Source organism: Azospirillum sp. UENF 112521 (genome assembly GCF_058780665.1).
Window position 1 is genome coordinate 671,788 of record NZ_JBSNCI010000005.1, and the last position, 26,196, is coordinate 697,983.

Consider the following 26,196-nt stretch of genomic DNA (forward strand, 5'->3'; position numbering starts at 1 on the left):
GGTCAGGCCGCTCTCCCTTTGATCGTCTCGATCCGCATCACCAGATCGACATCGAGCTGGCCGCTGCGCCAGTCGACATAAGCGCGCACCGACCGCTTGTGGCTGTTGATCAGCTTGTCCGCCAGCGCGGACTGCTCGGCGCGGCCCTCGTCCTTCGGCAGCAGGGGGATGACGCGGAAGATGTCGTGGACGGCCATGTCCTGGCTGTAGCGGTCCTGGGTCAGCGCGTCGTTCCACAGCAGGATCAGATATTCCCAGCCGTCGAGCAGCCAGGACAGCCGGCTCGACGCCTTGCGGATCTGCGGGCGCTTGGTCTCCCACTGGCGCAGCAGCACCTCGAACGACGCCATCGCCTGATCGAACTGGCCGATGACGTTGCGGGCGTGGTTGACCGTATGCTCCGCCACCTCGGCGCAGAAGCCGCCGATGGGGGCCGCTTCCGACACGTTGTCGGTCGCCCAGTCGGTCATGCTGTCGCGGAACCCCTGGAGATCGCGCATCAGCCGCCGCAGCCGCGCCGGCTTGGGCGAACTGGCGAGCCCGATGGCCTCCATCATCAGCGCCAGCTCGGCGATGCGGCCGTAGAGTTCCTTCGGTTCCAGGGCCAGGCGCTGCGCCGCCTTCATCATCAGGTCGCGCGTCAGCTTCTGCCCTGCGGCGGAGGTCAGGCCGACCTTCAGGATCTCCGTCGATTCCAGCCCGACCGCCTTCAACGCTTCGACGATCAGCTGGTAGTTGATGAGAAGCCGCTGGTCCTCGTCGTCGCTCAGCGCCGCTTCCGCCGCCGCCACGGCTCCGCCGCCGGCCAGCCCGCAGCGCGCCGCCTCCAGCACCGCCTTGCGGATGTCGTCGGGCGAGCAGCCCTCGGCCTTGGCGATCAGATCGTGCAGCATCCGGTCATGCACGGTCATCGGGAAGGCCAGCGGCAGCGACTTCCAGGGAACCACATAGACGCCGCGCCCCTCGGAAAGGTTGGGCACCAGAACCTCCAGCTGGTCGCGGCTGTCCTTGCGCACGCGGGTCTGCGCCAGCACAGGCGTGGTGAAGGCCACGGCGGCACCGCGCTCCTCGAAGGTGGACGGGGCGAAATTGGTCAGAGAACGCATCTTGTCCTGCGGCCCTGGCTGCGGGGTGGGGTGTGGGGCGTCGTCGATTACGGCACTGCGATACTGAATTTTGCGTTAAATCCAATACAAGCGCCAATGGAATATATGACTTTCGGACTGACGGAACGGATCTCTTGCGGTACTCCCCGCCTCCGGCCTTCGCTGTTCCGCCCCCTCGTCCGTTGTCAGGGGAAGGGACGGTGCGCGGAGGGCAGGGGGATGAAAGCGGGTGCGGGATCGGTGTTCAAATGGATCGGCTACGGCCTGCTGGGCCTCGTCGGTCTGGTCGTCGTCGGGGTCGGCGCGGTGGTGCTGCTGTTCGACTGGAACGACGCCCGCGGCTTTGTCGCCCGCCGCGCCTCGGCGGCGCTGAACCGCGAGGTCGCCATCGACGGCGACCTGCGGGTGCATCTCGGCAACCCGATCCGCATCCATCTGGAAGGGCTGCGCGTCGCCAATGCCGAGTGGGCGCAGGACAGGACGATGGCGGAGATCAGGGCGCTGGACGCCTCGCTGCGCCCGTGGCCACTGCTGCGCGGCAACTGGGAACTGCCGGAGCTGAAGGTCGAGGGGCCGAAGCTGATCCTGGAGAAGAACGGCAAGGGCGAGGCGAACTGGAACTTCGGCCCGCCCAACGCGGAGAAGGAGGTGGCGAAGGAGGCCGTGACCCCCGACAAGCGCGGCGACATTCCGGTGATCGGGCGGCTGCTGATCGCCGACGGCAGGATTCGCTACCGCGACCCCACCAGCGACATCGACATCGACAACACCATCAACACCGCCACCGGCGACAACGACAGCGACACCGTGCAGCTGAACGGCAAGGGCAACTTCGCCGGCAAGCCCTTCACCCTGGCGGTGGAGGGCGGCTCGCTGCTCACCCTGCGCGACGATCCCAAGCCCTATCCGCTGAAGATCGACGCCGCCGTCGGCAAGACCAAGGGCCGCATCGAAGGATCGGTGGCGGAGCCGGTGAAGCTGGAGGGCGTCGACCTGTCGGTGGCGCTCAGCGGCAACGATCTGGCGGAGATCTTCCCGATCCTCGGCATTCCGACGCCGAAGACCCGGCCCTATTCCATTTCCGGCCATTTGTCGCGCGAAGGCGGCCTGTGGGCCTTCCACGGCATGAACGGCAAGGTCGGCGAAAGCGATTTGTCCGGCGACCTGTCGGTCGACACCAACGGGGAGCGGCCGATGGTGAAGGCCGACCTCACCTCCAACCGGCTGGCGGCCCTGGATATGGCCGGCCTGATCGGCGCCTCGCCGCGCGGCAGCGACGACTACCCGACCCGCGGCAACGGCCGCGTCATCCCCGCCACCCCGGTGAATGTGGAGATGCTGCGCAACACCGACATGGATGTCCGCCTGCGCGGCAAGCGGGTGGAGGCGCCCTTCGCTCCGCTCCAGGATCTGGACATGCGGGTCAGGCTGGCCAACGGCGATTTGCATTTCGATCCGCTGTCGCTGGGCATCGGCGGCGGGCGGATCGCCGGCACGGTCCAGGTGGACGGCAGCCGCAAGGTGCCGGCGATGCGCACCAACCTGGACATCCGCGCGATGAAGCTGTCCAGCTTCTTCAGCGAGACCTCGCTTGCCGGCCAGATCGGCGGCACGGTGGCCGGGCGCATCCAGCTTGCCGGCTCCGGCAAGACGGTGGCCGACCTGCTGGGCAGCTCCGACGGCAAGATCGGCGTCGCGGTGGACGGCGGCCGCGTCACCAGCCTCGCGGTCAAGGGGCTGAAGACCAACATCCTGGAAACGCTGGGCGTGGTCATTTCCGGGTCGAAGCCGATGCCCTTCAACTGCCTGGTCGGCAACATGTCGGTGCGGAACGGCGTCGCCCAGGTCGAGGCGCTGGTGCTCGACACGCCGGAAACGCTGGTCACCGGCAAGGGGCAGATCAGCCTGCGCAACGAGGCGCTGGACCTGCGCATCGTCGGCGATTCGAAGTCGCCGCAGGTCTTCGCCACCCATGTCCCGGTGCTGGTCGGCGGCACGCTGGGCAACCCGGACATCGGCGTCGATCCCACCGAGTTGGCGGCGCGGGGGGCTGCGGCGGTGGCGTTGGGCGTGCTGCTGACCCCGCTGGCCGGCGTGCTGCCCTTCCTTGACCCGGGCAGTGAGGAACAGCCACAGTGCGGCCGGCTGGTGCAGGATGCCCGGTCCCCCGACAAGGGGGCGGCGGCTTCAGGCAAGTCGGGCAATGGCCGCGGGGACGGAAAGGCGTCGGGTTCGGCGCGCTGACCGGACGCAGATCCGCGTTCCCCTGTCCGATCCGGCATCGGATCACAGGATAAGGACGCTGCCTTTCCCAATGACCATCGACCAGATGTTATCGTTCGGGATCATCGGCGCGGTGATCGCGCTGCTGATCTGGGACCGGCTGCGCTACGACCTTGTCGGGATGATCGCCCTGCTGGCCTCGGTCGCCGCCGGGATCGTGCCGGCGAAGGAGGCGTTCCAGGGCTTTTCCGACGACATCGTCATCATCGTCGGCTCGGCCCTGGTGGTCAGCGCCGCCGTCGGCCGCTCCGGCGTGGTGGAGGCGGCGATGCGCCCGCTGACCGCGCGGATGACCGGCGTCTGGACCCAGGTGGCGGTCCTGGCCGGGGCGGTGACGCTGCTGTCGGCCATCGTCAAGAACATCGGCGCGCTGGCCATCTTCATGCCCATCGCCCTGCAGGTCGCGCGGCGGAGCGGCACGCCGGTGTCGCTGCTGCTGATGCCGATGGCCTTCGGCTCGCTGCTGGGCGGGTTGATGACGCTGGTCGGCACCTCGCCCAACATCATCGTGTCGCGGGTGCGGGCGGAGATGACGGGCGAGCCCTTCCACATGTTCGATTTCACGCCCGTGGGGCTGGTGATCGCGGTGGTCGGCGTTGCCTTCCTGACGGTCGGCTACCGGCTGCTGCCGAAGGGGCGGGCGGCGGGGGCCGGCCCGGCCTTCAACATCGACGACTACACGGCGGAGGCGCTGCTGCCCGCCGGATCGCAGTTCGTCGGCCGCACGGTGGAGGAGCTGGAGTCCTTCGGCGAGAGCGAGGTGACCGTCGCCGCCATCGTGCGCGAGAATTACCGCCGCTATGTCCCGTCGGGCCATTGGGTGCTGTTCGCCGACGACATCCTGGTGCTGGAGGGCGACACCACGGCGCTGGGCGATCTGGTCAAGCGCGCCGGCCTCCGGATGATGCACGACAAGGGCCAGGAGGGGGTGGAGGACGAGGACGACGTCGCCGTGGTCGAGGCGGTGGTGGAGCAGCGCTCCGCCATGATCGGCCACAGCATCGAGGAGGTGAACCTGCGCGAGCGGTTCGGCGCCAACCTGGTGGCGCTCAGCCGGCGCGGCCGGCCGATCCGTCAGCGGCTGCGCCGCATCCGCCTGCAATCGGGCGATCTGGTGGTGCTGCAATGCCGGCAGGCCGCCGTCTCCGACACGCTGGCCGAGCTGGGCTGCCTGCCGCTGGCCGAGCGCAACCTCGCCATCGGCCGCACGCCGAAGCGCGCCGTGGCGGTGGCGGTGCTGGGGCTGACCGTCACGCTGGTCGCCACCGGGCTGGTGCCGGTCGCCATCGCCTTCTTCGGGGCGGCGGTGGCGATGACCGCCCTGAAGGTGGTCAGCCTGCGCGATGCCTACGAGGCCATCGAATGGCCGATCCTGGTGCTTCTGGGCTCCCTGATCCCGGTCAGCGAGACGCTGCGCACCACCGGCGGCACCGAGCTGATCGCCGGTTTCCTGTCGGACCTGTCGCAGGGCCTGCCGCCGGTGGGGGCGCTGGCGATGATCATGGTGGCGGCGATGGCGGTGACGCCCTTCCTGAACAACGCCGCGACGGTGCTGGTGATGGCGCCCATCGGCGCCAGCCTCGCCACCCATCTCGGGCTGCGGCCGGACGCCTTCCTGATGGCGGTGGCGATCGGGGCGGGCTGCGATTTCCTCACCCCCATCGGCCACCAGTGCAACACGCTGGTGATGGGCCCCGGCGGCTACCGCTTCGGCGATTACTGGCGGCTCGGCCTGCCGCTGTCGATCATGGTGGTGGTGTTCGGCACGACGGCCATCGCGATCTTCTGGCCGCTGGTGCCGCGCTGAGGGGCAGGCGCGCCGGAACACGTCCGTTCACGGGATCGTGTGTTCATGACAGGTTCCGTGTTCCCTCCGTCTGGTGTAGGCTTCCCGTCGGGGGCTGAAGCCTGACGGGAGGCGGGAATGTCGGTGTGGCGCCGCTATCTGGTGAAGGACGTGACCGGCCGGCTGGTCGATCTGCCGAGCCGCCTGCTCGACCGTGCCGACGACGGCACAGCACCGCTGCCGCATTTCGCCGGCCGTTGCGTGGAGATGGTGGCGGCGGTGATCGTCGGCGACCGCAAGGCCCAGGCCCGCGTCACCGAACTGGCCTTCACCAAGCTCTATTTCGACCAGATGGGCTATGTCGACGCCGCCAAGCGCGAGCGGATGATCCGCCTGATGCTGGAAAGCTGCGCCGACCGCCGTTGCCCGCCGCCGAGCCGGAGTGCCTCGCCGGACGGCTGCGCCCACCTGTCCCGCCGCGCCGTCGCCGCCCGCGACCAGCTGATCCGCGAATTCGGCTGGGAACCCAAGCCCGCCGAACGCGACGCCGCCCTCAGCCGCCTGGACCCGGCCCGCCTGCGCGCCGCGACGGTGGAGCCGACGCGCACGCTGCATTGAAAATCGGGGCATTGAGTCCAGCCCCTTTCCGGGGCGGGAGAAGACGCGCTCCCACACCTGCAAAGGGGAGGGGGGCCTTTTCGAGCCGCTCCCCCAGGCCCATATGCGGACGACCGCAAAGCTTGGAGCCTGTCGAACCGCAGATGAGTCCTCCCGATACCGCCCAGACGCTGTCTTTCGCGCGCGTGCGACAGCTGGCCCTGATCGGCGCCGGATGCACGATCATCCTGCTTGGCCTGCTGATCGCCCCCCTGCCCGGTCCCGGCGGCCTGCCGGTGATGCTGCTCGGCGGCGTGCTGGTGCTGCGCAACTCCGCCGACGCCCGCCGTCTGTTCGTGCGGGGCAAGCGCCGCTACCCCCGCATCTTCAGCCCGGTCGAACGCATCCGGCTGAAGTTGCGCAACCGCCGCCTGCGCAAGATCTACGGCGAGTAGGCCGCCGGCGCCTGCCGGGCGGGCGCTTGCCCCCCGGCAGGCGCCGGCAATGCCGTCAGGGAGCGGGCAGGGCCGGAACGCCGTCCTTCCACTGGTCCCAATGACCGACGATGTGGTCGACCATCCGCGACCCGACCAGTTCCACATTCTCCACCGTCTCGGCGAAGCCGCCGGCGGTCTCGCCCGGCTTCGGGTCGAGGTGCTGGAGCGTGGTCTCGTTCGGGTTGCCCTGGTCGAAATTGACCGCGCCGCGCAGGCTCATCACCCGGTCGGAGCCTTGCAGCCGCTTGATGACCAGCGTGATCGCCGCCGCCTCCATCTCGGTGATGACGTAGTCGTCGGCGCCATAGAGCTTGGCGATGTACTGCGCCTGGGCCGACATGCCGGGGCCGTGGAAGAAGGTGTCGCCCGTCATGTGGGTGCCGGTGCCCACAAAAGGAGCACGCTGCGCCGCTTCCTGCGGATAACGCTTGCGGTAGGCGCGGGCGGCGTCGCTGTCCTTCAGCGGCGTGTCGGCGGTCAGGCGCATCGCCCAGGACACCAGCGCCGGATTCATCGGGAACAGCCGCACCGCCTCGTAGCCCTTGCGCGGCATGAAGGTCGGCTCGCCCGCCTTGTTCTCCTCCGGCGCCCAGCGGTGGCCGAGGTCATAGTCGACCACCCAGGTCGCCCAGCTCACTTCGCCGATGGTGCCGCGCGACGGCGGGGTGCCGGCCACGCCGGTGACCATGAAATAGGCTTGCGACAGGTCGAGCTGCGGGTTCAGCAGGATCGCCTGCATCGAGGCCGACGAGCTGACCTTGCCCATGCCCAGCACCGATCCGCAGACGCCGTCGGCGTTGCAGTAGACCGGGTTCAACGCGCCCTTCACCGTGATCGGCTCGGCCGTCTGCCAATAGCGCTCGTACCAGTGCTGGAACTCGCCGGCGCGGTCGCCGGTGTTCTTGCCGATCTCGAACATCGAGCCGACGAACACCTTGACCTTGATCGGTTCCGCAGCCTGCGCGGAAGCGGCCAGCCCGAACAGGACCAGGGCCGGGACCAAAGCCGACAGGGCGGCACCGCGGCAGCGGGAAGAAAACGACATCGGAATTTCACTCCTTGGGACGGAAACTTACCTGAGTATGCAACAGCCATACCATGGCCGTCTCCATCGCTCGGTGGGAGTCCGAACGATTCCGTGATCAACCCGCAACCGTCAGCCCTGCGGAAGCGGGCACTGGACAGCATTGCCCCGCAGCGGCCATCTTGTGCGTCCGTTCGCATGAGGAGGTTTTGCGGTGAAGTCGGGCAACGCGCTGCTGTCCAGCTATGGCACCACCATTTTCGAGGTCATGTCCCGCCTGTCGGAGGAGCATGGCGCGATCAATCTGGGCCAGGGATTCCCCGACGACCGCGGGCCGGCCGACGTGCTGCAAGCCGCGGCCGATGCGCTGCTGACCGGGTGGAACCAGTACCCGTCGATGATGGGCACGCCCGACCTGCGTCAGGCGCTGGCCGCCCACGCCGGCCGCTTCTACGGGCTCGACGTCGACTGGAAGACCGAGACGATGGTCACGTCCGGCGCGACCGAGGCGCTGACCGCCTGCCTGCTCGGCCTGATCAATCCGGGCGACGAGGTGGTGCTGTTCCAGCCGATGTACGACAGCTACCTGCCCATCGTCCGGCTGGCCGGCGGCGTGCCGCGCTTCGTCTCGCTGAAGGCGCCGGACTGGAGCTTCAGCCGCGCCGACCTGGAGGCCGCCTTCTCTCCCCGCACCAAGCTGGTGCTGATCAACGATCCGCTGAACCCCGCCGCCAAGGTCTTCGACCGCGCCGAGTTGGAGCTGATCGCCGAGTTCGTGCAGCGCCACGACGCTCTGGCGGTCTGCGACGAGGTCTATGAGCACATCGTCTTCGACGGCCGCCGCCACATCCCGCTGATGAGCCTGCCGGGCATGCGCGACCGCTGCCTGAAGATCGGGTCGGCCGGCAAGACCTTCTCGCTGACCGGCTGGAAGGTCGGCTACGTCACCGCCGCCCCCCACCTGTTGCAGCCGGTCGCCAAGGCGCACCAGTTCCTGACCTTCACCACCCCGCCGAATCTCCAGACCGCCGTCGCCTACGGGCTGGGCAAGGAGGAGGCCTATTTCACCGGGCTCGCCGCCGGTCTCCAGGCCAAGCGCGACCGGCTGTCGGCAGGCCTCGCCTCGGTAGGGTTCGAGGTGTTGCCCAGCGCCGGCACCTATTTCGTCGCCGCCGACATCTCGCGTTTCGGCTTCGACGGCGACGACCAGGCCTTCTGCCGCTGGCTGGTGGCGGAGGCGAAGGTCGCCGCCATCCCCGTCAGCGCCTTCTTCGTGGAAAACGCGCCGACCAACGTCGTGCGCTTCTGCTTCTCAAAGAAGGATGAAGTGCTCGACACCGCCATCGACCGGCTGCGGCACCGCTTCGTGTCAAAATAGAAATCCACGGGCACAATTGGTAGGTGGACAAACAGTCAGGATATTTGACAAGTCTTAACAAATTGGCGCGATGATCGGCTCCACCCCCGCCGCATCGCGCCCGACGTTACAGATCGGCGCTGCGGACCGGATGCAGGGGGCGGTGGAACGGCGGAGCGCAGGGCATGCCACGTCTCCCGACCTTTCGTTTCCCCTTTGTCAGGGCGCTGTCCATCCGGAACGGCATCCTGATGGCAACCGCCCTGGCGCTGGCCGGGGTGTGGGCCGGCTATGCCCTGATGGCGTCCTCCATGCTGGACGGCCAGATACGGGAGGCCATCGTCAATGCCCAGACGACGGCACGCGCCTATGAGAGCAGCACCAGCCGCACCATGCACGACGTCGACACCACGCTGCGCTCCTTCGCCGAACGCTATGCCGAGGGCGGCTTGCCCCGCGCCCGCCGAATCATCGACGATGGACTCTACGACGCCGGCCTGATCCATCACTTCAGCGTCTTCGGTCCCGATGGCGCCCAGCTCTTCCGCAGCGAGGGAAAGGGGCCGCCCGAAGGGTTGGAGGACAGCGGCCTGATCGCCTATCACCAGGGGGAGGGGCGGTCGCTGATGAAGATCGGCCTGCCCTTCAATGGGTCGGCGACCGGGCAGCCGCTCTTACGCTTTTCCCGGCGGCTGGAGGATGCGGCGGGGGAATTCGCCGGCGTGGCGGTCGCCAATGTCGATCCCGATCACCTGTCCGATTTCTACCGGCAGGCCGACGTCGGCCGCAACGGGGTGGTCACGCTGGTCGGGCTCGACCGGGTCATCCGCGCCCGCGGCTCCAAGGACGGAAAGGATTCCGTCGGGCTCGACGGCTCCGGCTCCAATTTGTGGGTGGCATTGCAGCAGTCATTGAGCGGGGTTTTCTGGCAGGACAGCATCGCCGACGGCATCCGCCGCGCCTACGCCTACCGGCCGGTCGAGGGCTATCCGCTGATTCTCGTCGTCGGCATCGCGGTGAAGGACATCGACGCCGCTGTCGCCGGCTTCCGTGGGCAGATGCGGATCATCGCGGCGCTGCTCAGCGTCTCCATCCTGCTGGTCGCCGCCTTCCTGCTGGTCCAGCAGCGCAACGCCGAACGGCTGGCGGCGGCGCTGGCGGTCAACCGCGACTTCCTTGCCCGCGTCAGCCACGAGCTGCGCACGCCGCTGAACGCCATCCTCGGCTTTTCCGAGATCATCAAGGACCAGATGTTCGGGCCGGACGCCGGGGAGCGCTATGCCGATTATGCCAAGGACATCCATGCGTCCGGCCAGCATCTGCTGACCCTGATCGACGACATCCTCGACCTGTCGCGCCTGCAGGCCGGCAAGTTCGCCCTGCTGATGGAGGATGTCGACCCGGTCGCCGCCGCCGAATGGGCGCTCCGCATCGTCACCCCCCAGGCGGAGCAGAAGTCGATCCGGTTGGAGATCAACCGCCCGCTGTCGCCCACGCTGGTGCGCGCGGACGAGCGGGCGCTGAAGCAGATGCTGCTGAACCTGCTGGGCAATGCCCTGAAATTCACGCCCGAGAACGGGCGGGTGCTGGTCAGCGTCGCGCGCGGGGTGAATGGCCGCTGCGTCGTCCGCGTCACCGACAACGGCATCGGCATGACGGCGGAGGAGTTGCGGCAGGCCTCCATCCCCTTCGGCCAGACCTCCGCCCTCACCACCCAGCCCGGCCGCGGCACCGGCCTCGGCCTGCCCATCGTCAAGTCGCTGATCGAGGCGCATGGCGGCAGCCTCCGCATCGACAGCCGGCCGGGGCAGGGCAGCCAGGTCACGCTGGAATTCGCCGCCTGACCCTCGCGCCAGCACTCATTTCCGGCACGCGATCAAGGCGATCTTCGGGACGGCGCCGCAAAGCCATGGCGAAACCCCTGCCGCTTGGGCATACTCCGCGCCGGTTTTATCCAGGTCCGAGCCGACGCCAGGGCTGCCCCCGGCCGCGTGCCTTCGGATCCACCCGCGGAATTGGGGCCTGTCTATAATGTTGCGTGCGCTGGCGCGTGTCTGTGCCGTTCTTGCCGCGTGCTCCGGCACGCTCACCGTATCCCAGACCTTCGCCGCCGACCCGCCGGCCGAGCCGGTGCCCTTCGGCGTATCCAGCGTCGAAGTGGTGGCGGAGCGCGATACGCCACAGGCCTGCTTCACCTTCACCGACCGGCTGGAGCGGTCGCGCGCCGTCAACTACCGCGACTATGTCACGGTGGAGCCGTCGGTCGACGGCGCCGCCATCGCCCGCGACCGCACGCTCTGCGTCGAGGGGCTGCGCCACGGCGACAGCTACCGCGTCACGCTGAAGGACGGGCTGCCCGGCGCCGACGGCAAGCGCCTGCCGGCCGCCGACACCCGCGAGGTGCAGGTGCCCAACCGCAAGCCGTCGCTGGCCTTCCGCGGCGCCGGCTACATCCTGCCGCGCGTCGGCGCCGAAGGGCTGCCGCTGCGCTCGATCAACCTGGACCGGGCGAAGCTGCAGGTCCTGCGCATCGCCGACCGGGCGCTGGTCGAGAAGATCTATTTCGGCCGCATCACCCAGCAGATGACCGACTACGACATCGGCGAGATCCTGGACAAGTCGGGCCAGGAGGTCTGGCGCGGCGAGATGGGGATCGGCAACCAGCCGAACCGCACCGTCACCACCGCCTTCCCGATCGACGGCGTGCTGGGCAAGCTCGAGCCCGGCGTCTATGTCGCCATCGCCGGTGCCGACGAGATCAAGCCGGGCGGCTGGGACCGCAAGGCGACCCAATGGTTCGTCGTCTCCGACCTCGGCCTCAACACCATCCTCGGCGACGATTCGCTGGTGGTGTTCTCCCGCTCCGTCCAGACCGCGGCACCCGCCGCCGGGGTGGAGCTGCGTCTGGTCGCCCGTAACGGCACCGAACTGGGACGCCTCCAGACCGGCGAGGACGGGCTCGGCCGCTTCGACCTCGCCGCCTTGCGCGCCGCCGGGGCCGAGCCGGTCCAGGCGCTGTTCGCCGCGCGCGGCGACGGCGACTTCGCCGTTCTCGACCTGACCGCCGGCGGCGCCCCGCCTGCCGAGGCCCAGGACAAGCCGGTCGGCGTCGTCCGCCCGGCCGCCGGGGGACTCGACACCTATCTCTACACCGAGCGCGGCATCTACCGGCCGGGCGAGACGGTGCAGCTGACCGCCCTGCTGCGCGATGCCGACCTCAACCCGCCGCCGGCCGGCAAGCAGCTGACCATCCGCGTCCTGCGCCCCGACGGGCTGGAGGTGGAGCGGCGCAGCCTGGCCGACAGCGGGGCCGGCGGCTATGCCACCCGCATCGACCTGCCGATGAACGCCTATCCCGGCAACTGGGTCGTCACCGCCCATGCCGAGCCGGACGGCCCGGCCATCGGCCGTGTGGAGTTCCTGCTGGAGGATTTCGTGCCGCCGCGGCTGGACGTGGCGCTCGCCTCCCCGACGACGGAGCTGGCCTCCGACGGCGAGGCCGACATCGCGCTCGACAGCCATTATCTGTACGGCGCGCCGGCTTCCGGCCTGCCGGGCGAGCTGACGGTGACGCTGCGCGCCGCCGCCAACCCCTATCCCAGCCTGCCGGGCTATCATTTCGGCCTGGTTCAGGAAGAGGTGAAGCCGGCCCGCGCCGACCTGCCGGGCTTCATCACCGATTCCAACGGTTCCGCCCGCCTGAAGGTCAAGCTGCCGCGTCCGCCCGACAGCACCCGCCCGCTGGAGGCGGTGGTGCGCGCCACCCTGTTCGACATCGGCGGCCGCCCGGTCGGCCGCGATTTCGTGCTGCCGGTGCGCCACCAGCCCTTCGCCGTCGGTATCAAGCCGCGCTTCGAAGGCGACGGCGTGCCGGAGGGGGCCACCGCCGGCTTCGACGTGATCGCCGTCGGCCCCGACGGCAAGCCGACCGACCGCGCCGACCTCTCCTACGAGCTGTTCGAGGAGGAGTACGATTATGCGTGGTACGAGGCCAACGGCCGCTGGGACTACAAGGTCACGGTGAAGGACCAGCGGGTGACCGGCGGGTCGCTGTCGGCCCAGGCCGCCGCCCCGGCCTCGGTGGAGACCCCGGTCGCCGCCGGCCGCTACCGGCTGGAGGTGTTCGATCCCAAGACCGGCGTCGCCAGCAGCTTCCGCTTCGCCGCCGGCTGGTGGATGACTCCGACCGCCGGCGAACGGCCGGACGCGGTCGACGTCTCGGTGATGATGCCGGCCTACCGCTCCGGCGAAACCGCCTGGGTCTTCGTCAAGCCGCCCTATGACAGCCAGGTGCTGGTGGCGGTTGCCGATCGCGGCGTCAGCTATGCCGTCACCCGCGCCATCGGTCCGCAGGGCGCCTTCCTGGAAATCCCGGTCGGGCAGGGCTGGACCAGCGGTGCCCATGTGCTGGCGACCGCCTTCGCCACCTCCGACCCGCAGTCGAAGAAGCCGCCGCGCCGCGCCGTCGGCCTCGCCTGGCTGGCGATGGACAAGGCCCCGCGCACGCTGGACGTCCGCCTCTCCGCCCCGGCGGAGACGGAGCCGCGCCGCGCCATGACCGCCGACATCGCGGTGGAGGGCGTCGCCGAGGGCAAGCAGGCCTTCGTCACGCTGGCCGCCGTCGACGAATCGGTGATGCAGCTGACCGACCAGCCCTCGCCCGATCCGGCCCGCCATTACCTGCGCAAGCGCCCGCTGACCGTGGAGCTGCGCGATTCCTACGGCCGCCTGATCGATCCGGCCAGCCTGGACGCCGCCCGGCCGCCGGTGCAGCCGACGCCGCGCCTGCGCCAGATCTCCGGGATGGTTCCGCCCAAATCGGAACGGGTGGTCTCGCTCTATTCCGGCATCCTGACCGTCGGCGCCGGCGGCAAGCTTTCGGTTCCCCTCGATCTGCCCGATTTCCAGGGGCGCCTGCGCCTGATGGCGGTGGCCTGGAGCGAGGGGCGGATCGGCCAGGCCGAAAGCCAGATGCTGGTGCGCGACCCGGTGGTTGCCGACGCGGTGCTGCCGCGCTTCCTCGCCCCCGGCGATACGGCGCAGGTCCTGCTGTCGCTCGACAACCTGAACGGCCCGTCCGGCGACTACCGCATGACCCTGACCGCCGAGGGCGCCGTCTCCATCGTCCGGACGGAGTCCAGCGGTGAGGCGGCCGGCGAATCGGGCAACGAGCTGGCCGTGCCGAAGCTGGCGCGCGGCAAGCGGGCGACCGCCGGCCGTGTGCTGACCGCCACCGCCGTCGGGGCCGGCCATGTCACGCTGGACGTCACCGGTCCCGACGGCGTGCGCGTCACCCGCCGTTGGGATGTGACGGTGCGTCCGGCCACGCCGCCGGTGTCGCGCCGCAACGTTGCCGCCCTGCCGACCGACAAGGGCCTGACCGTTCCCGCCGACATCGCCGCCGGCCTGCGGCCGGAAACCGTCGCGGTCGGTGCGGAGATCGCGCCGCTGCCGGACCTGGACGTGCCGGGCCTGCTCTTCGCGCTCGACCGTGCCGCCGCGGGCGGAGCGGAGCAGACCGCCAGCCGCATCCTGCCGCTGCTGTCGCTGAGCGACGTCGCCGCCGGCCTCGGCATCGCGCCGGAGGACCGCATCAAGGCGCGTGTCCAGCGCAGCGTCGACCGGCTGCTGACCTTCCAGCGCATCGACGGAGCCTTCGCCCCCTGGTCGCCGAAGGGCGATCTCGATCCCTGGCTGACCGCCTATGCGGTGGATGTGCTGGGCCGGGCCAAGGCGGCGGGCTACCGCATTCCCGACCAGCCCTACCGCAAGGGTCTGGACTGGCTGAAGCAGGCCATCGACAACGCCTGGGTCGAGACCGCCGACCTGCCGGGCCGCGCCTATGCACTCCATGTGCTGGCACGCGCCAAGATGATCGACGCCGGTGCGGTGCGGTACTTCCGCGAGAACTATTGGGACCGGCTGCCGACCGACTTCGCCCGGGCGCAGATCGCCGCGGCGGCCGCCGTGCTCGGCGACCAGCCGGGTGCTGCCGAAGCCTTTTCCAAGCTGTCCGGCGCCCGCATGGTCACATCCAGCCTGCGCGACCACGGCTCCTCCCTGCGCGACGAGGCCGGTGTCGTCTTCCTGATGGCGGAGAGCGGTGCCGTGGAGCGCGACCGCATCTTCCAGGCCGCCGAGCGTGTGGCGAAGACCTTCGCCGCCGTCCGCACCACCAACCTGCAGGAGCAGGCCTGGCTGCTGCTGGCGTCCAAGGCGCTGATCGACCGGGCGGCTCCGATGAAGCTCGCCATCGGCGACCAGACGGTGGAGAACGCCAAGCCGCAGATCCTGGCCGTCGATCCCGCCGCCCCGCCCGCCATCCGCAATCTGGGCGGCGAGGTCAGGCAGATCCTGTCGGTGACGGGCGTGCCAGACCAGCCGGCCGGCGCTGAGGAGCAGGGGATGACCATCCGCCGCCGCCTGTTCGACATGGCCGGCCGTCCGGTCGATCCGGCCGGCATCCGCCACAACGACCTGCTGGTGGTGATCCTGGAGGGCGAGGTCGGCGACCCGCTCGACCATTCGGTGCTGGTCAGCGATCCGCTGCCGGCCGGCTTCGAGATCGAGAATGTCCGGCTCGCCAACAGCGGCCAGCTCGGCAAGCTGTCCTGGCTGGGCGAGCTGTCGTCGGCCCGCAATGTCGAGTTCCGCGAGGACCGCTTCCTGGCCGCCGTCGACCTGCCGAAGGCGGCCCCCCGCTTCCGGCTGGTCTATCTGGTCCGCGCCGTCACCCCCGGCGACTTCGCGGCCCCCGGCGCCCAAGTGCAGGATCTCCAGCGTCCCCACCTGTCCGCCCGCACCGCCGCCTCCCGGCTGCGCGTGCTGCCGGAGTAAAGCAGGCACAAGCGGAGGGGGCGCCGGCACCGGCGCCCCCAACCGAGTTGACGACGTCTAAAGGTAGCTCTGTTCGCCCCGGTGGCTCTCCCGCCGCCGGGCGAGGAGGGTCAGGCCCGCCACCACCACGGCGAATGCCAGGGTCAGCATCAGGTAGAAGGCCAATGCGAGGCCGACGGTCATGGTGCCGATCAGCACCATGGCCAGTATCCAGACGCCCAACGATACGATGGCGCGCGCCGACATGGGTTGTCTCCTGTCCCCTGTCCTGATCCGCCCGAAAACTTCAAAACCCGCCCTGAACCCGTCACGGCCTTGCGGCCGTCTGTTATTCGCCGCCCCCGCTTCCCACATCCGAGTGTGGGCAACGGCGAGGAGGCGTGCATTCACCGCGAAGCCTGCCACAGCCGCCGTCATCGGCGGGGCGTGGCATCCTGTCACTGTGCGGGCGCGCCGCACCCGTTAGGGACTGAACTGTCGCCGTCCCAAGGCGCCGATCCGTGCCTCCGGCCTGCTGGCCTGCCAACTGGTTGGCATGGTCAACAAGTCTGTTGACAGCAAGCGGCATCGACCTTACCTTTACGTAAACGTCAAGGAAGGGAGCAGGCGGAGTGGATCGGCTTTCGTTCGGCAACGGCGCGATGGAGACGGGGGAGGGTGACGGCGATGGCTGCCTGTCCGGCCCCAGGCTCGCCATCGGCGAACTGGCCGGGGAGTTCGGTCTGACCCACCGCACCATCCGCCATTACGAGGATGAAGGGCTGCTGTCGCCGGAGCGGATCGGCACCGCCCCTGGGGGCACCCGTGTCTACGGCCACCGCGACCGCGCCCGGCTGGCGCTGATCTGCCGGGGCAAGCGGCTGGGCTTCAGCTTGGCCGAGATCAAGGATTTCCTGAACCTCTACGACACCGACGACGCCCAGATCGAACAGATGCGCTACATGCGCTCCATCGCGCGCCGCCGGATTTCCGCACTTGAACAGCAGCTTGCCGACGTCGAACAGACGCTGGCGGAGTTGTGCACCATCGACACCCAGATCTCCGAGCATCTCAGCCGCAACGGCATCACGGAGACGCAGGACATGGAGGAGAAGCACTCATGAAGTCGGTCGTCATCGCCGGTTATGCCCGTTCGCCCTTCGCCTTCGCCCACAAGGGCGAGCTGACCAAGGTCCGCCCCGACGATCTGCTGGCCCGCGTCATCGCGGCGCTGGTCGAGCGCACCGGCCTGAAGACCGAGGACGTCGAGGACGTCATCGTCGGCTGCTCCTTTCCTGAGGGCGAGCAGGGGCTGAACGTCGCCCGCAGCATCTCCTTCCTGGCCAAGCTGCCGCAGACCGCGGCGGCCACCACGGTGAACCGCTATTGCGGCTCCTCCATGCAGTCGATCCACCAAGCGGCAGGCGCCATCCAGATGGGCGCCGGCGAGGTCTTCGTCTGCGGCGGCGTCGAATCGATGACCCGCGTGCCGATCATGGGCTTCAACCCGATGCCGAACCCGGCGCTGAAGGAGTCCTATCCGGAAGCCTACTGTTCGATGGGCATCACAGCGGAGAATGTCGCCCGCAAATACGCCATCTCCCGCGCCGAGCAGGAGGCGCTCGCCGTCGCCTCCCACGCCAAGGCCGCGGAGGCGCAAGCCGCCGGTCGCCTGGCCGATGAGATCGTCGGCATCCAGACCCCGGCCGGTCTGGTCGACAAGGACGGCTGCATCCGTCCCGGCACCAACGCCGACAGCCTGGCGGGCCTGAAGCCGGCCTTCACCGCCGACGGCACCGTGACCGCCGGCACCTCCTCGCCGCTGACCGACGGCGCGTCGGTCGTGCTGGTGACGACGGAGGAGTATGCCCGCGCCCACGGCCTGCCGATCCTGGCGAAGATCCGCTCGGTCGCCGTCGCCGGCTGCGCGCCGGAACTGATGGGGCTGGGTCCGGTCCCGGCCACCCGCAAGGCGCTGGCCCGTGCCGGCCTGTCGATCAACGACATCGACATCATCGAGATCAACGAGGCCTTCTCGTCCCAGGCCATCGCCTGCATGCGCGACCTCGACATCGACCCGTCCCGCATCAACCCGGACGGCGGCGCGCTGGCGCTCGGCCACCCGCTGGGGGCCACCGGCGCCCGCATCACCGGCAAGGCCGCGGCCCTGTTGAAGCGCGAGGGCAAGCAGTTCGCGCTGGCGACCCAGTGCATCGGCGGCGGCCAGGGCATCGCCACCATCCTGGAAGCGGTCTGACGAACGGGATCGGGGAGGAAACGACCATGAAGATCGAACGCGCCGCCGTGATCGGTGCGGGCGTGATGGGTGCCGGCATTGCCGCCCATTTCGCCAACGCCGGCATCCCCTGCGTCCTGCTCGACATCCCGGCGAAGGAGGGCGACCGCAGCGCCATCGCCAAGGGTGCAGTGGCAAAGATGCTGAAGACCGATCCGGCCCCCTTCATGCATCCCAAGAACGCCAGGCTGATCACGCCCGGCAATCTTGAGGATGACCTGACCCTGCTGGCCGACGTCGACTGGATCGTCGAGGCCATCGTCGAGAACCCGGCGATCAAGGCCGACCTCTATAAGCGCATCGACCCGGTGCGCAAGGCGGGCTCGGTGGTGTCGTCCAACACCTCCACCATTCCGCTGGCGGTGCTGACGGAGGGGCAGAGCGAGCAGTTCGCCAAGGACTTCCTGATCACCCACTTCTTCAACCCGCCGCGCTACATGCGGCTGCTGGAGATCGTCGGCGGCGCCGACACCCGCGCCGATGCGCTGGCCGCCATCGCCGACGTCTGCGACCGCCGGCTCGGCAAGGGCGTCGTCCATTGCAAGGACACGCCGGGTTTCATCGCCAACCGCATCGGCGTCTTCTGGATCCAGGCGGCGGTGAATGCCGCGGTCGATCTGGGGCTGACGGTGGAGGAGGCGGACGCCGTCGGCGGCCGTCCGATGGGCATCCCCAAGACCGGCGTCTTCGGCCTGATGGATCTGGTCGGGCTCGACCTGATGCCGCACATCGCCAAGAGCATGTCGGCCACCCTGCCGGCGAACGACGCCTATCGCGGCCAGATGCGCGAGCACCCGGTCATCACGAAGATGATCGCGGAGGGTTATACCGGCCGCAAGGGCAAGGGCGGCTTCTACCGCATCAACAAGGCCGGCGGCGGCAAGGTGAAGGAGTCGGTCGACCTCCGGACCGGCGAGTACGCTCCGTCGGAGAAGGCACGGCTGGACAGCGTGTCCTCCGCAGGCCGCGACCTGCGCAAGCTGTGCGAGCACCCCGACAAGGGTGGCCTCTTCGCCCGCCGCGTCCTGGCCCAGACTCTGGCCTATGCCGCCAGCCTGGTGCCGGAGATCGCCGACAGCATCGTCGCCGTCGATGAGGGCATGCGGCTCGGCTACAACTGGAAGCAGGGCCCGTTCGAGCTGATCGACCGGCTGGGCACCGACTGGTTCGCCGAGCTGTGCCGCTCGGAAGGCATTCCGGTCCCGGCGCTGGTCGAGACCGCCGCCGGCCGTCCCTTCTACCGGGTGGAGGGCGGCAAGCTCCAGCACCTGACCACGGCCGGCGTCTATGACACGGTGGTGCGCCCGGACGGCGTGCTGCTGCTGTCCGACATCAAGCGCGCCGCCGGCAAGCCGGTGTGGAAGAACGGCTCGGCCAGCCTGTGGGACATCGGCGACGGCGTGCTGTGCGTCGAGTTCACCAGCAAGATGAACGCCGTCGATGCCGACATCATGGCCGCCTACGAGAAGGCGATGCGCCTGATCGGCGACGGGAAGGGCGACTGGAAGGCGCTGGTCATCCACAACGAGGCCGACAATTTCTCGGTCGGCGCCAATCTGGGCCTCGCCCTGTTCGCGCTGAACATCGGCCTGTGGCCGCAGATCGAGGAAATGGTGGAGGGCGGCCAGCGCACCTACCGCGCGCTGAAATACGCGCCCTTCCCGGTGGTGGCGGCCCCCAGCGGCATGGCATTGGGCGGCGGCTGCGAGATCCTGCTGCATTCCGACCATGTCCAGGCCCATGCCGAGACCTATGTCGGCCTCGTCGAGGTCGGCGTCGGGCTGATCCCGGCCTGGGGCGGCTGCACCGAGATGCTGGCCCGTCATCAGGCCAACCCGAAGGCGCCGCGCGGACCGATGCCCGGCATCGCCAAGGCCTTCGAGATCATCAGCACCGCCACCGTCGCCAAGTCGGCGGCCGAGGCCAAGGAACTGCTGTATTTCCGCGCCACCGACGGCATCACCATGAACCGCGACCGGCTGCTGGCCGACGCCAAGGCCAAGGCGCTGGAACTGGCGGCGGACTACACCGCGCCGGAGAAGACCACCAGCTACGTCCTGCCCGGCCCCAGTGCCAAGGCGGCGATGGAGCTGGCGGTGGAAGGCTTCGCCCTGCAGGGCAAGGTCACGCCGCACGACAAGGTGGTTTGCGCCGCCCTGGCCGAGGTGCTGAGCGGCGGCGAGGAGGCCGACATCTCCAAGCCGGTCGGCGAGGACCACATCCTGCGGCTGGAGCGCGAGGCGTTCATGGGTCTGGTGCGCACCGGCGGCACCATCGACCGGATCGAGCACATGCTGCTCACCGGCAAGCCGCTGCGGAACTGAGGGGGAGGAACGAGAGATGCCGATCTACAAGGCTCCGCTTGAGGATGTGCGCTTCGTCCTGGACGAGATCGTCGGGCTGGACAAGCTGTCGGCCCTGCCGGGCTATGAGGACGCCACGCCGGAACTCGTCGGCCAGGTGCTGGAGGAAGGCGCCAAGCTGTGCGAGGAGGTGCTGTTCCCGCTGAACCAGTCCGGCGACGGCGAGGGCTGCCATTTCGAGAATGGCGAGGTCCGCACGCCCAAGGGCTTCAAGGAAGCCTACAGCACCTACATCGAGGCCGGCTGGCAGGGGCTGGCCTGCGACCCGGCCTATGGCGGGCAGGGGCTGCCGAAGCTGGTCAACACCATGCTGGAGGAGTTCATCTGCTCCGCCAACCTCAGCTTCGGCATGTATCCCGGCCTGTCGCTCGGCGCCTACAACGCGCTGGCGATGTACGGCTCGGACGAGCTTAAGCAGCGCTTCCTGCCCAAGCTGGTCGACGGCACCTGGTCCGGCACCATGTGCCTGACCGAGCCGCATTGCGGCACCGATCTCGGCATCATCCGCACCAAGGCGGTACCGGATGAGCAGGGTGCGTTCAAGATCACCGGCACCAAGATCTTCATCTCGGCCGGCGAGCATGACCTGACCGAGAACATCCTGCATCTGGTGCTGGCCCGCCTGCCCGACGCGCCGGCCGGAACCCGCGGCATCAGCCTGTTCCTGGTGCCGAAGTTCATGCCCGACGCCGACGGCACGCCGGGTGCCCGCAACGGCGTCGCCTGCGGTTCCATCGAGCACAAGATGGGCATCAAGGCGTCGTCGACCTGCGTCATGAACTTCGAGGACGCCACCGGCTGGCTGGTCGGCGAGCCGCACAAGGGCATGCGCGCCATGTTCGTGATGATGAACGCGGCCCGTTTGGCCGTGGGCATCCAGGGGCTGGGTCTGGCCGAGGTGTCCTACCAGAACGCCGTCAACTATGCCCGCGAACGGCTCCAGGGCCGGTCGCTGTCGGGGGTGAAGGCGCCGGACAAGCCGGCCGACCCGATCATCGTCCATCCCGACGTGCGCCGGAACCTGCTGACCGCCCGCGCCTTCACCGAAGGGGCGCGTGCGCTCGGCGCGCTGACCGCCTACAAGCTCGACGTGGCGGAAAAGCATCCCGACGAGCGGACCCGGCGGGATGCCGACGAGTTCGTCCAGCTGATGACGCCGATCGTCAAGGCGCTCTTCACCGACATCGGTTTCGAGTCGGCCAACATCGCCGTGCAGGTCCATGGCGGCCACGGCTTCATCTGGGAAACCGGCGTCGAGCAGTATGTCCGCGACGCCCGCATCTGCCAGATCTATGAGGGCACCAACGGCATCCAGGCGCTCGACCTCGTCGGCCGCAAGCTGCCGCAGGACATCGGCCGTCTGCTCCGCCACTTCTTCCACCCCGTCGGCCGCGACATCGAGGCGGCGATGGAGAAGGACGAACTGGGCGAGTTCGTGATGCCGCTGGCCAAGGCCTTTGCCAAGCTCCAGCAGGCCACCGCCCTGATCGCCCAGAAGGGCCTGAAGGATCCGGAGGAGGCCGGTGCCGCTGCCAGCGACTATCTGCGCCTGTTCGGGCTGGTGGCGCTGGGCTGGACCTGGCTGACCATGGTGGAGAAGGCGCAGGCCAAGCTCGAAGCCGGGGAGGGCAATGCCGCCTTCTATGAGGCCAAGATCAAGACCGCGCGCTTCTTTATGGCCAAGCTGCTGCCGCAGACCAACAGCCTGTTCATCACCATCGCCGCCGGCGCCAAGCCGCTGATGGAACTGGAAGACGCCGCCTTCTGACGAACGGCGCGATCCTTTGTCCGATTGTTCTCCGGATTGTGAATCTTCAAAACCGGTCCGGTGCCGTAACATGGCGCCGGACCGGTTTTTTTCTTTTGCGACAGATCCAGCGGCGCATTCGCACATTGGCCTAAAATTGTCATAGCTCTTTGGAAATATCACTGCTGGGAAGTGCAGCCTCTGTCCCCTAGGCCATCGGAGCGGTGACAAAAGTTAATTTCCGGTTGTCGGTCATCGTCCCTGCGTGTTACATCTCAACAGAGATTACGTTCGGCCGGTGCCTGCTATATCCTTTGGATTTTAGGGAATATGCGGGTGGCGACAACCCCCTCCTTTTCTCAAGCCCTTTGGGCGTCTTTTGGAGGGGCAGCATGGTTCAGGAGTTTGAGCGATGAAGATCCTGATCGGTGATGATCACGTCCTGTTTCGGGAAGGTCTTCGCCGTCTGCTTGAGCAGCTTCGAGATAATGCCACCTTTGCGGAGGCAAGCAATTTCGATGAGCTTCTGGACATGGCGGCATCGAAGGACGAGACCTATGACCTCGTCCTGACCGACCTGCGCATGCCGGGATGGCCCGGCTTTTCCGGCATCGGCATGCTGCGCGACCGGCAGCCGAACGCGAAGGTCGTGGTGATCTCCGCGTCCGAAGCGCAAGCCGATGTGCGCGAGGCGCTGGAAAACGGTGCCGCCGGCTATATTCCGAAATCGTCCAGCGTGAAGATCATGCTGAGCGCGCTCGACCTGATCTTCTCCGGCGGCGTCTATGTGCCGGCGACGGTTCTGCGCGAGGGGAACGAACCCGACCAGCGTGGCGGCGGCTCGGTCATTCCGCCGACCGATCCGCAGCTGGAACAGCTGCTGACCCAGCGCCAGCGCGAAGTGCTGGACCGTCTGCGCGAAGGCAAGTCGAACAAGCAGATCGCCCATGAGCTGGGCCTGTCCGAAGGCACGGTGAAGATCCACATGACGGCGATCTTCAAGTCGCTGGGCGTGCGCAACCGCACCCAGGCGGCGATGGCCTTCCCGCAGTCGCACTCGGCCTGACGCCGCTTTTCCCGAGACAAGGAAAACGCCCCGCCGGAGCGATCCGGCGGGGCGTTTGCTTTTCAGGCTGCGGGAGCCGGGTCAGCCCATGCCGGCGACGTAGCCGCGCAGCGACTCGACCTCCAACTCGGCATCGTCGATGCGGGCCTTCACCACGTCGCCGATGCTGATGACGCCGACCACCCGGCCGGCCTCGACGATGGGCACATGGCGGATGCGCCGTTCGGTCATCACCGCCATCATGTCGGCGACGGTGTCGGTCGGGGCGGCGGTGATCAGCTCGCGCGTCATCAGGTTGGCGGCCGGGCCGTCCAAGGCCGCGGCGCCGTTGCGGGCGATCGCCCGCACGACGTCGCGTTCCGACAGAATGCCGACCGGCTGTCCATCGTCATCGATCACCAGCACGGCGCCGATCCGATGCTCGGTCAGCAGGCGGGTGACGGCGGCAACGCTGTCGTCCGGTGCGGCGGAAACGATCCTGTTGCCCTTGCGCTTCAAAACGGCTGCAACATGCATGGCGGTACGGCCTCCCTTCCGATGACCCCTATATCGGAATCATGGGAATGACCGTACAATCCGCAAGGCTGACGGTAAAAAGAAAAAAGGCCGCCTCCCCCAAATGGGGGAGGCGGCCCTTCGGATGCCCGGGACCGGTCCCGAAACCCGGTCTTAGAAGCGGTAGCCGACGCCGACGCCGACCAGCCACGGGTCCAGCGTGACCTTCGAGGTGACCGGCAGGACGGCGGTGCCCAGGCGGGCGTTGGCGGTCACGTCGGTCTTCAGGAAGACCTTCTTGACGTCGAAGTTCAGCGACCAGTTGCCGGTCAGGGCAACGTCGACACCGGCCTGCAGGGCCCAGCCGAAGCGGTTCTTGTAGTTGGTGTCGGTGATGCGCAGGCCGCCGGCGTTGGGGCTCTCGGCCGCATCCTCGTTGTAGAACAGGGTGTAGTTGATACCGGCGCCGACATACGGGCTGACGCGCTCCTTCGGCATGAAGTGGTACTGCACGGTCAGGGTCGGCGGCAGCAGCGAGACCTTGCCGATCTCGGTGACGCCACCGGCGGCGGCGATCAGGTTGCCCTTCACGCGGTGGCGGCTGGTGCCGGCGATCAGCTCGGCGGCGATGTTGTCGGTGAAGAAGTAGGTGAAATCGACTTCCGGAATGTAGTCGTTGCCGACCTTGGCCGAGCCGACGTCACCCAGCGTGGTGTTGTTGATCGTGCCCTTTTCCTGAGGCAGCACGGCCAGGCCGCGCGCACGGACGACGATGTCGCCGGCCGACTTACCCTTGAAGTCCTGAGCGAGCGACGGGGAGGCGATGGCGACGAGGGCCGAGGTCGCCAGCAGGGCGGCGGCGGCGCGCGACAGGATGGTCATGGGGTCTGCTCCAGGCAATGCGTTGTTGCTGTTCTGTGGCATCAGCCGATGGAGCTATTACCAGACACCGAGTACGGGTACTAGAGGGGCTACAACCCTTCCTCTCCTGATGCAGCAGCTATGCAACAGTGACGAGTTGTCGCATGGACAAGCCAGTCAAGGAGTTGGTTTGATTGTCCGTTGCGGAACCAGCGCCATGCAGTTCTGGACGATGGCGTAGCATTGACCAAGTCGCGCCGAACCGCCGGTGGCACCGCCATACACGACGCGCTCGACAACGCCATTTCTCAAACTGAAGGTTGCTTCACAGTCGAAGCTGTTGACTTCATAGCCATAGGACGGCCAGCCGGCGCCATAGCCGTAATAAGGCCAACCCCAGCCGCCGTAATACCCCACCGGCGGCGGGCTTGGGTAGGAGACGAGGCGGGAACTGCGGTAGGTGAAGAACTCGCGGTTGTCGACGCTGGCCTGCCGTTCCGGCACCCCGGCGCAGGACAGCAGCGTTTCCTTCGGCATGCCGACCAGGGCGGTCTGCGCCACCAGCGCCTCGTCCGCCGCCGGGTTGGCACAGCCACCGAGCGCGCCGGTGGCGGCCAGTGCCGCCACGGCAAGGGCACGCCCGCTCATCGTCCCCAATCGACGCACAACCGACCGACGCACACGCATCGCACGCCTCCTGTGCCCTGACGGGCGATCCGATTTCCTTTTCAGCGCTTCCTGGCCGGCGACAGAATCCTGCTCGGTCACGCCCAGTGCCCGCACATCCTCCGGCAGGCCGCGTCCGGTGGCCAGCCCGGCCGCCACCCGGCCCATGGCCGGCGCCGTCTGGATGCCGTAGCCGCCCTGGCCGGCCAGCCAGAAGAACCCCTCCGCATCCGGCGCGAAGCCCACCACCGGCACCTTGTCGGCGACGAAGCTGCGCAGGCCGGCCCAGCGGTGGGCCAATCTGCGAACGGAAAAGCGCGCGGCTTGTTCCAGCCGGTCCACCGTGATGGCGACGTCGATGTCTTCCGGCTGCACGTCGCAGGGCTCGATCGGCGTCTGGTCGGCGGGGGAGGCCAGCAGGCGGCCGGCATCCGGCTTGACGTAGAAGGTCTCGGCCACGTCCGACACCATCGGCCAGCCGTCCAGCCCGGTCTTGTCGGCCGGAGTCTCGAAGACCGGATCGAAGGTGATGGCGGTGCGCCGCTTCGGCACCAAACCGACGGTGGCGACGCCGGCCAGCTTCGCCAGCTCGTCCGCCCAGGCTCCGGCGGCGTTCACCACCACCGGTGCGGCAAAGCTGCCGGCCCCGGTCTGCGCCACCCACAGCCCGTCCTGCCGGGTGAGCGTCCGCACCTCGGCATCGGTCACCACCCGGCCGCCGCGCGCCTTCAGCCCGCGCAGATAGCCCTGGTGGAGCGCATGCACGTCGATGTCGCGGGCATCCGGCTCCCAAACGCCGCCGGCGACATAGTCCGGGCGCAGGAAGGGCGCACGGGCCAGCACCTGCTCGCGGTCGTAGCGTTCCACCGACGGCGTCAGGCTGCGGCCCTGGTCGTATTCCGCGTCCAGCCGGTCGATCTCGGTCTCGCGTCCGACGATGAGGACACCGCGCGGGGTCAGCATCGCATGGTCGGCGAAGCCGGCGGGCGGGGCGGTGTAGAAGTCCCAACTGGCCACCGTCAGCGCGCGGATCGGCGCCGGGCCGTAGGTCTGGGTGTAGAGCGCCGCCGAGCGGCCGGTCGAGTGATAGCCGGGCTGCGATTCGCGCTCCAGCACCAGCACCCGGCCCTGTGCGGCCAGCTCGTAGGCCGCGGATGCGCCGGCAATGCCGGCCCCGATCACCAGGAAATCGACGCGCTCCAACGGTCCCGCTCCTCTCGCCTTGTTATCGGCCGC

Annotated in this window: 18 protein-coding genes; 12 read left to right on the forward strand and 6 right to left on the reverse strand. The window is 68.5% G+C overall.

Features of this window, described 5'->3' with window-relative positions:
• Positions 1–2: 2 nt before the first annotated feature.
• Positions 3–1,106, reverse strand: coding sequence for a hypothetical protein (locus ACWPN8_RS27925; protein WP_109450940.1), 1,104 nt, complete (start codon positions 1,104–1,106; stop codon positions 3–5).
• A gap of 219 nt (positions 1,107–1,325) precedes the next feature.
• Between ACWPN8_RS27925 and ACWPN8_RS27930 the strand changes: the two genes are divergently transcribed.
• The 4 genes from ACWPN8_RS27930 (at position 1,326) to ACWPN8_RS27945 (ending at position 6,227) form a co-directional block, all read left to right on the forward strand.
• Positions 1,326–3,350 carry an AsmA family protein gene (locus ACWPN8_RS27930; protein WP_492243116.1) on the forward strand — a complete coding sequence of 675 codons (2,025 nt, stop codon included), beginning with the start codon at positions 1,326–1,328 and terminating at the stop codon, positions 3,348–3,350.
• A 70-nt stretch (positions 3,351–3,420) separates the two neighbouring features.
• On the forward strand, positions 3,421–5,196 hold the full coding sequence (locus ACWPN8_RS27935) for an SLC13 family permease (RefSeq protein WP_109450944.1): 1,776 nt from the start codon (positions 3,421–3,423) through the stop codon (positions 5,194–5,196).
• A gap of 117 nt (positions 5,197–5,313) precedes the next feature.
• Positions 5,314–5,793: a hypothetical protein gene (locus ACWPN8_RS27940; RefSeq protein ID WP_492243117.1), complete on the forward strand. Its 480-nt coding sequence runs from the start codon at positions 5,314–5,316 to the stop codon at positions 5,791–5,793.
• Positions 5,794–5,936: 143 nt separating this feature from the next.
• Positions 5,937–6,227 (forward strand): hypothetical protein, encoded by a 291-nt coding sequence (locus ACWPN8_RS27945; protein ID WP_174469996.1) that lies wholly within the window; start codon positions 5,937–5,939, stop codon positions 6,225–6,227.
• 55 nt (positions 6,228–6,282) lie between these two features.
• Here the strand turns inward: ACWPN8_RS27945 and ACWPN8_RS27950 are convergent, their stop codons facing one another.
• Positions 6,283–7,314 (reverse strand): purine-nucleoside phosphorylase, encoded by a 1,032-nt coding sequence (locus ACWPN8_RS27950; RefSeq protein ID WP_109450949.1) that lies wholly within the window; start codon positions 7,312–7,314, stop codon positions 6,283–6,285.
• 193 nt (positions 7,315–7,507) lie between these two features.
• Here ACWPN8_RS27950 and ACWPN8_RS27955 point away from each other — a divergent pair, with 193 nt between their 5' ends.
• From ACWPN8_RS27955 to ACWPN8_RS27965, 3 genes are all read left to right on the forward strand, one after another.
• Positions 7,508–8,671: an aminotransferase gene (locus ACWPN8_RS27955; protein ID WP_109450950.1), complete on the forward strand. Its 1,164-nt coding sequence runs from the start codon at positions 7,508–7,510 to the stop codon at positions 8,669–8,671.
• 230 nt (positions 8,672–8,901) lie between these two features.
• A complete protein-coding gene (locus tag ACWPN8_RS27960) occupies positions 8,902–10,494 on the forward strand; it encodes a sensor histidine kinase (protein WP_492243118.1) in 1,593 nt (530 codons plus the stop codon).
• 187 nt (positions 10,495–10,681) lie between these two features.
• The gene (locus tag ACWPN8_RS27965; protein ID WP_492243119.1) at positions 10,682–15,487 is read left to right on the forward strand and encodes an alpha-2-macroglobulin family protein; all 4,806 of its coding nucleotides are present in this window, start codon (positions 10,682–10,684) and stop codon (positions 15,485–15,487) included.
• Between the two features lie 57 nt (positions 15,488–15,544).
• On the opposite strand, the gene ACWPN8_RS27970 is transcribed toward ACWPN8_RS27965, so the two are convergent.
• Positions 15,545–15,733, reverse strand: a complete 189-nt coding sequence (locus ACWPN8_RS27970) for a hypothetical protein (protein WP_109450953.1) — start codon at positions 15,731–15,733, stop codon at positions 15,545–15,547.
• Between the two features lie 395 nt (positions 15,734–16,128).
• Here ACWPN8_RS27970 and ACWPN8_RS27975 point away from each other — a divergent pair, with 395 nt between their 5' ends.
• From ACWPN8_RS27975 to ACWPN8_RS27995, 5 genes are all read left to right on the forward strand, one after another.
• The gene (locus tag ACWPN8_RS27975; RefSeq protein WP_492243195.1) at positions 16,129–16,590 is read left to right on the forward strand and encodes a MerR family transcriptional regulator; all 462 of its coding nucleotides are present in this window, start codon (positions 16,129–16,131) and stop codon (positions 16,588–16,590) included.
• On the forward strand, positions 16,587–17,723 hold the full coding sequence (locus ACWPN8_RS27980; protein WP_109450954.1) for a thiolase family protein: 1,137 nt from the start codon (positions 16,587–16,589) through the stop codon (positions 17,721–17,723). Before ACWPN8_RS27975 ends, ACWPN8_RS27980 begins: the two co-directional genes overlap by 4 nt.
• A 26-nt stretch (positions 17,724–17,749) precedes the next feature.
• Entirely contained in the window at positions 17,750–20,086 is a 2,337-nt protein-coding gene (locus tag ACWPN8_RS27985; RefSeq protein ID WP_492243120.1) for a 3-hydroxyacyl-CoA dehydrogenase/enoyl-CoA hydratase family protein, read from the forward strand.
• Positions 20,087–20,102: 16 nt separating this feature from the next.
• Positions 20,103–21,893 carry an acyl-CoA dehydrogenase C-terminal domain-containing protein gene (locus ACWPN8_RS27990; RefSeq protein WP_492243121.1) on the forward strand — a complete coding sequence of 597 codons (1,791 nt, stop codon included), beginning with the start codon at positions 20,103–20,105 and terminating at the stop codon, positions 21,891–21,893.
• Between the two features lie 391 nt (positions 21,894–22,284).
• A complete protein-coding gene (locus ACWPN8_RS27995) occupies positions 22,285–22,938 on the forward strand; it encodes a response regulator (RefSeq protein ID WP_109047693.1) in 654 nt (217 codons plus the stop codon).
• A gap of 81 nt (positions 22,939–23,019) precedes the next feature.
• On the opposite strand, the gene ACWPN8_RS28000 is transcribed toward ACWPN8_RS27995, so the two are convergent.
• The 3 genes from ACWPN8_RS28000 to ACWPN8_RS28010 form a co-directional block, all read right to left on the reverse strand.
• The gene (locus tag ACWPN8_RS28000) at positions 23,020–23,454 is read right to left on the reverse strand and encodes a CBS domain-containing protein (protein ID WP_492243122.1); all 435 of its coding nucleotides are present in this window, start codon (positions 23,452–23,454) and stop codon (positions 23,020–23,022) included.
• A 153-nt stretch (positions 23,455–23,607) separates the two neighbouring features.
• Positions 23,608–24,315, reverse strand: coding sequence for an OmpW/AlkL family protein (locus ACWPN8_RS28005; protein WP_247873243.1), 708 nt, complete (start codon positions 24,313–24,315; stop codon positions 23,608–23,610).
• A 156-nt stretch (positions 24,316–24,471) separates the two neighbouring features.
• Positions 24,472–26,163, reverse strand: coding sequence for an NAD(P)/FAD-dependent oxidoreductase (locus ACWPN8_RS28010; RefSeq protein ID WP_492243123.1), 1,692 nt, complete (start codon positions 26,161–26,163; stop codon positions 24,472–24,474).
• Between the last annotated feature and the right edge of the window lie 33 nt (positions 26,164–26,196).

Bases quoted from the DNA above. Each gene is read 5' to 3' on its own strand.
- ACWPN8_RS27930 (WP_492243116.1), top strand. From the start codon at position 1,326: ATGAAAGCGGGTGCGGGATCGGTGTTCAAATGGATCGGCTACGGCCTG.
- ACWPN8_RS27960 (WP_492243118.1), top strand. From the start codon at position 8,902: ATGGCAACCGCCCTGGCGCTGGCCGGGGTGTGGGCCGGCTATGCCCTG.
- ACWPN8_RS28000 (WP_492243122.1), bottom strand. From the start codon at position 23,454: ATGCATGTTGCAGCCGTTTTGAAGCGCAAGGGCAACAGGATCGTTTCC.
- ACWPN8_RS27985 (WP_492243120.1), top strand. From the start codon at position 17,750: ATGAAGATCGAACGCGCCGCCGTGATCGGTGCGGGCGTGATGGGTGCC.
- ACWPN8_RS27965 (WP_492243119.1), top strand. From the start codon at position 10,682: ATGTTGCGTGCGCTGGCGCGTGTCTGTGCCGTTCTTGCCGCGTGCTCC.
- ACWPN8_RS27950 (WP_109450949.1), bottom strand. From the start codon at position 7,314: ATGTCGTTTTCTTCCCGCTGCCGCGGTGCCGCCCTGTCGGCTTTGGTC.
- ACWPN8_RS27990 (WP_492243121.1), top strand. From the start codon at position 20,103: ATGCCGATCTACAAGGCTCCGCTTGAGGATGTGCGCTTCGTCCTGGAC.
- ACWPN8_RS27940 (WP_492243117.1), top strand. From the start codon at position 5,314: ATGTCGGTGTGGCGCCGCTATCTGGTGAAGGACGTGACCGGCCGGCTG.
- ACWPN8_RS27970 (WP_109450953.1), bottom strand. From the start codon at position 15,733: ATGTCGGCGCGCGCCATCGTATCGTTGGGCGTCTGGATACTGGCCATG.
- ACWPN8_RS27935 (WP_109450944.1), top strand. From the start codon at position 3,421: ATGACCATCGACCAGATGTTATCGTTCGGGATCATCGGCGCGGTGATC.
- ACWPN8_RS27995 (WP_109047693.1), top strand. From the start codon at position 22,285: ATGAAGATCCTGATCGGTGATGATCACGTCCTGTTTCGGGAAGGTCTT.
- ACWPN8_RS27975 (WP_492243195.1), top strand. From the start codon at position 16,129: ATGGAGACGGGGGAGGGTGACGGCGATGGCTGCCTGTCCGGCCCCAGG.
- ACWPN8_RS27945 (WP_174469996.1), top strand. From the start codon at position 5,937: ATGAGTCCTCCCGATACCGCCCAGACGCTGTCTTTCGCGCGCGTGCGA.
- ACWPN8_RS27925 (WP_109450940.1), bottom strand. From the start codon at position 1,106: ATGCGTTCTCTGACCAATTTCGCCCCGTCCACCTTCGAGGAGCGCGGT.
- ACWPN8_RS27980 (WP_109450954.1), top strand. From the start codon at position 16,587: ATGAAGTCGGTCGTCATCGCCGGTTATGCCCGTTCGCCCTTCGCCTTC.
- ACWPN8_RS28005 (WP_247873243.1), bottom strand. From the start codon at position 24,315: ATGACCATCCTGTCGCGCGCCGCCGCCGCCCTGCTGGCGACCTCGGCC.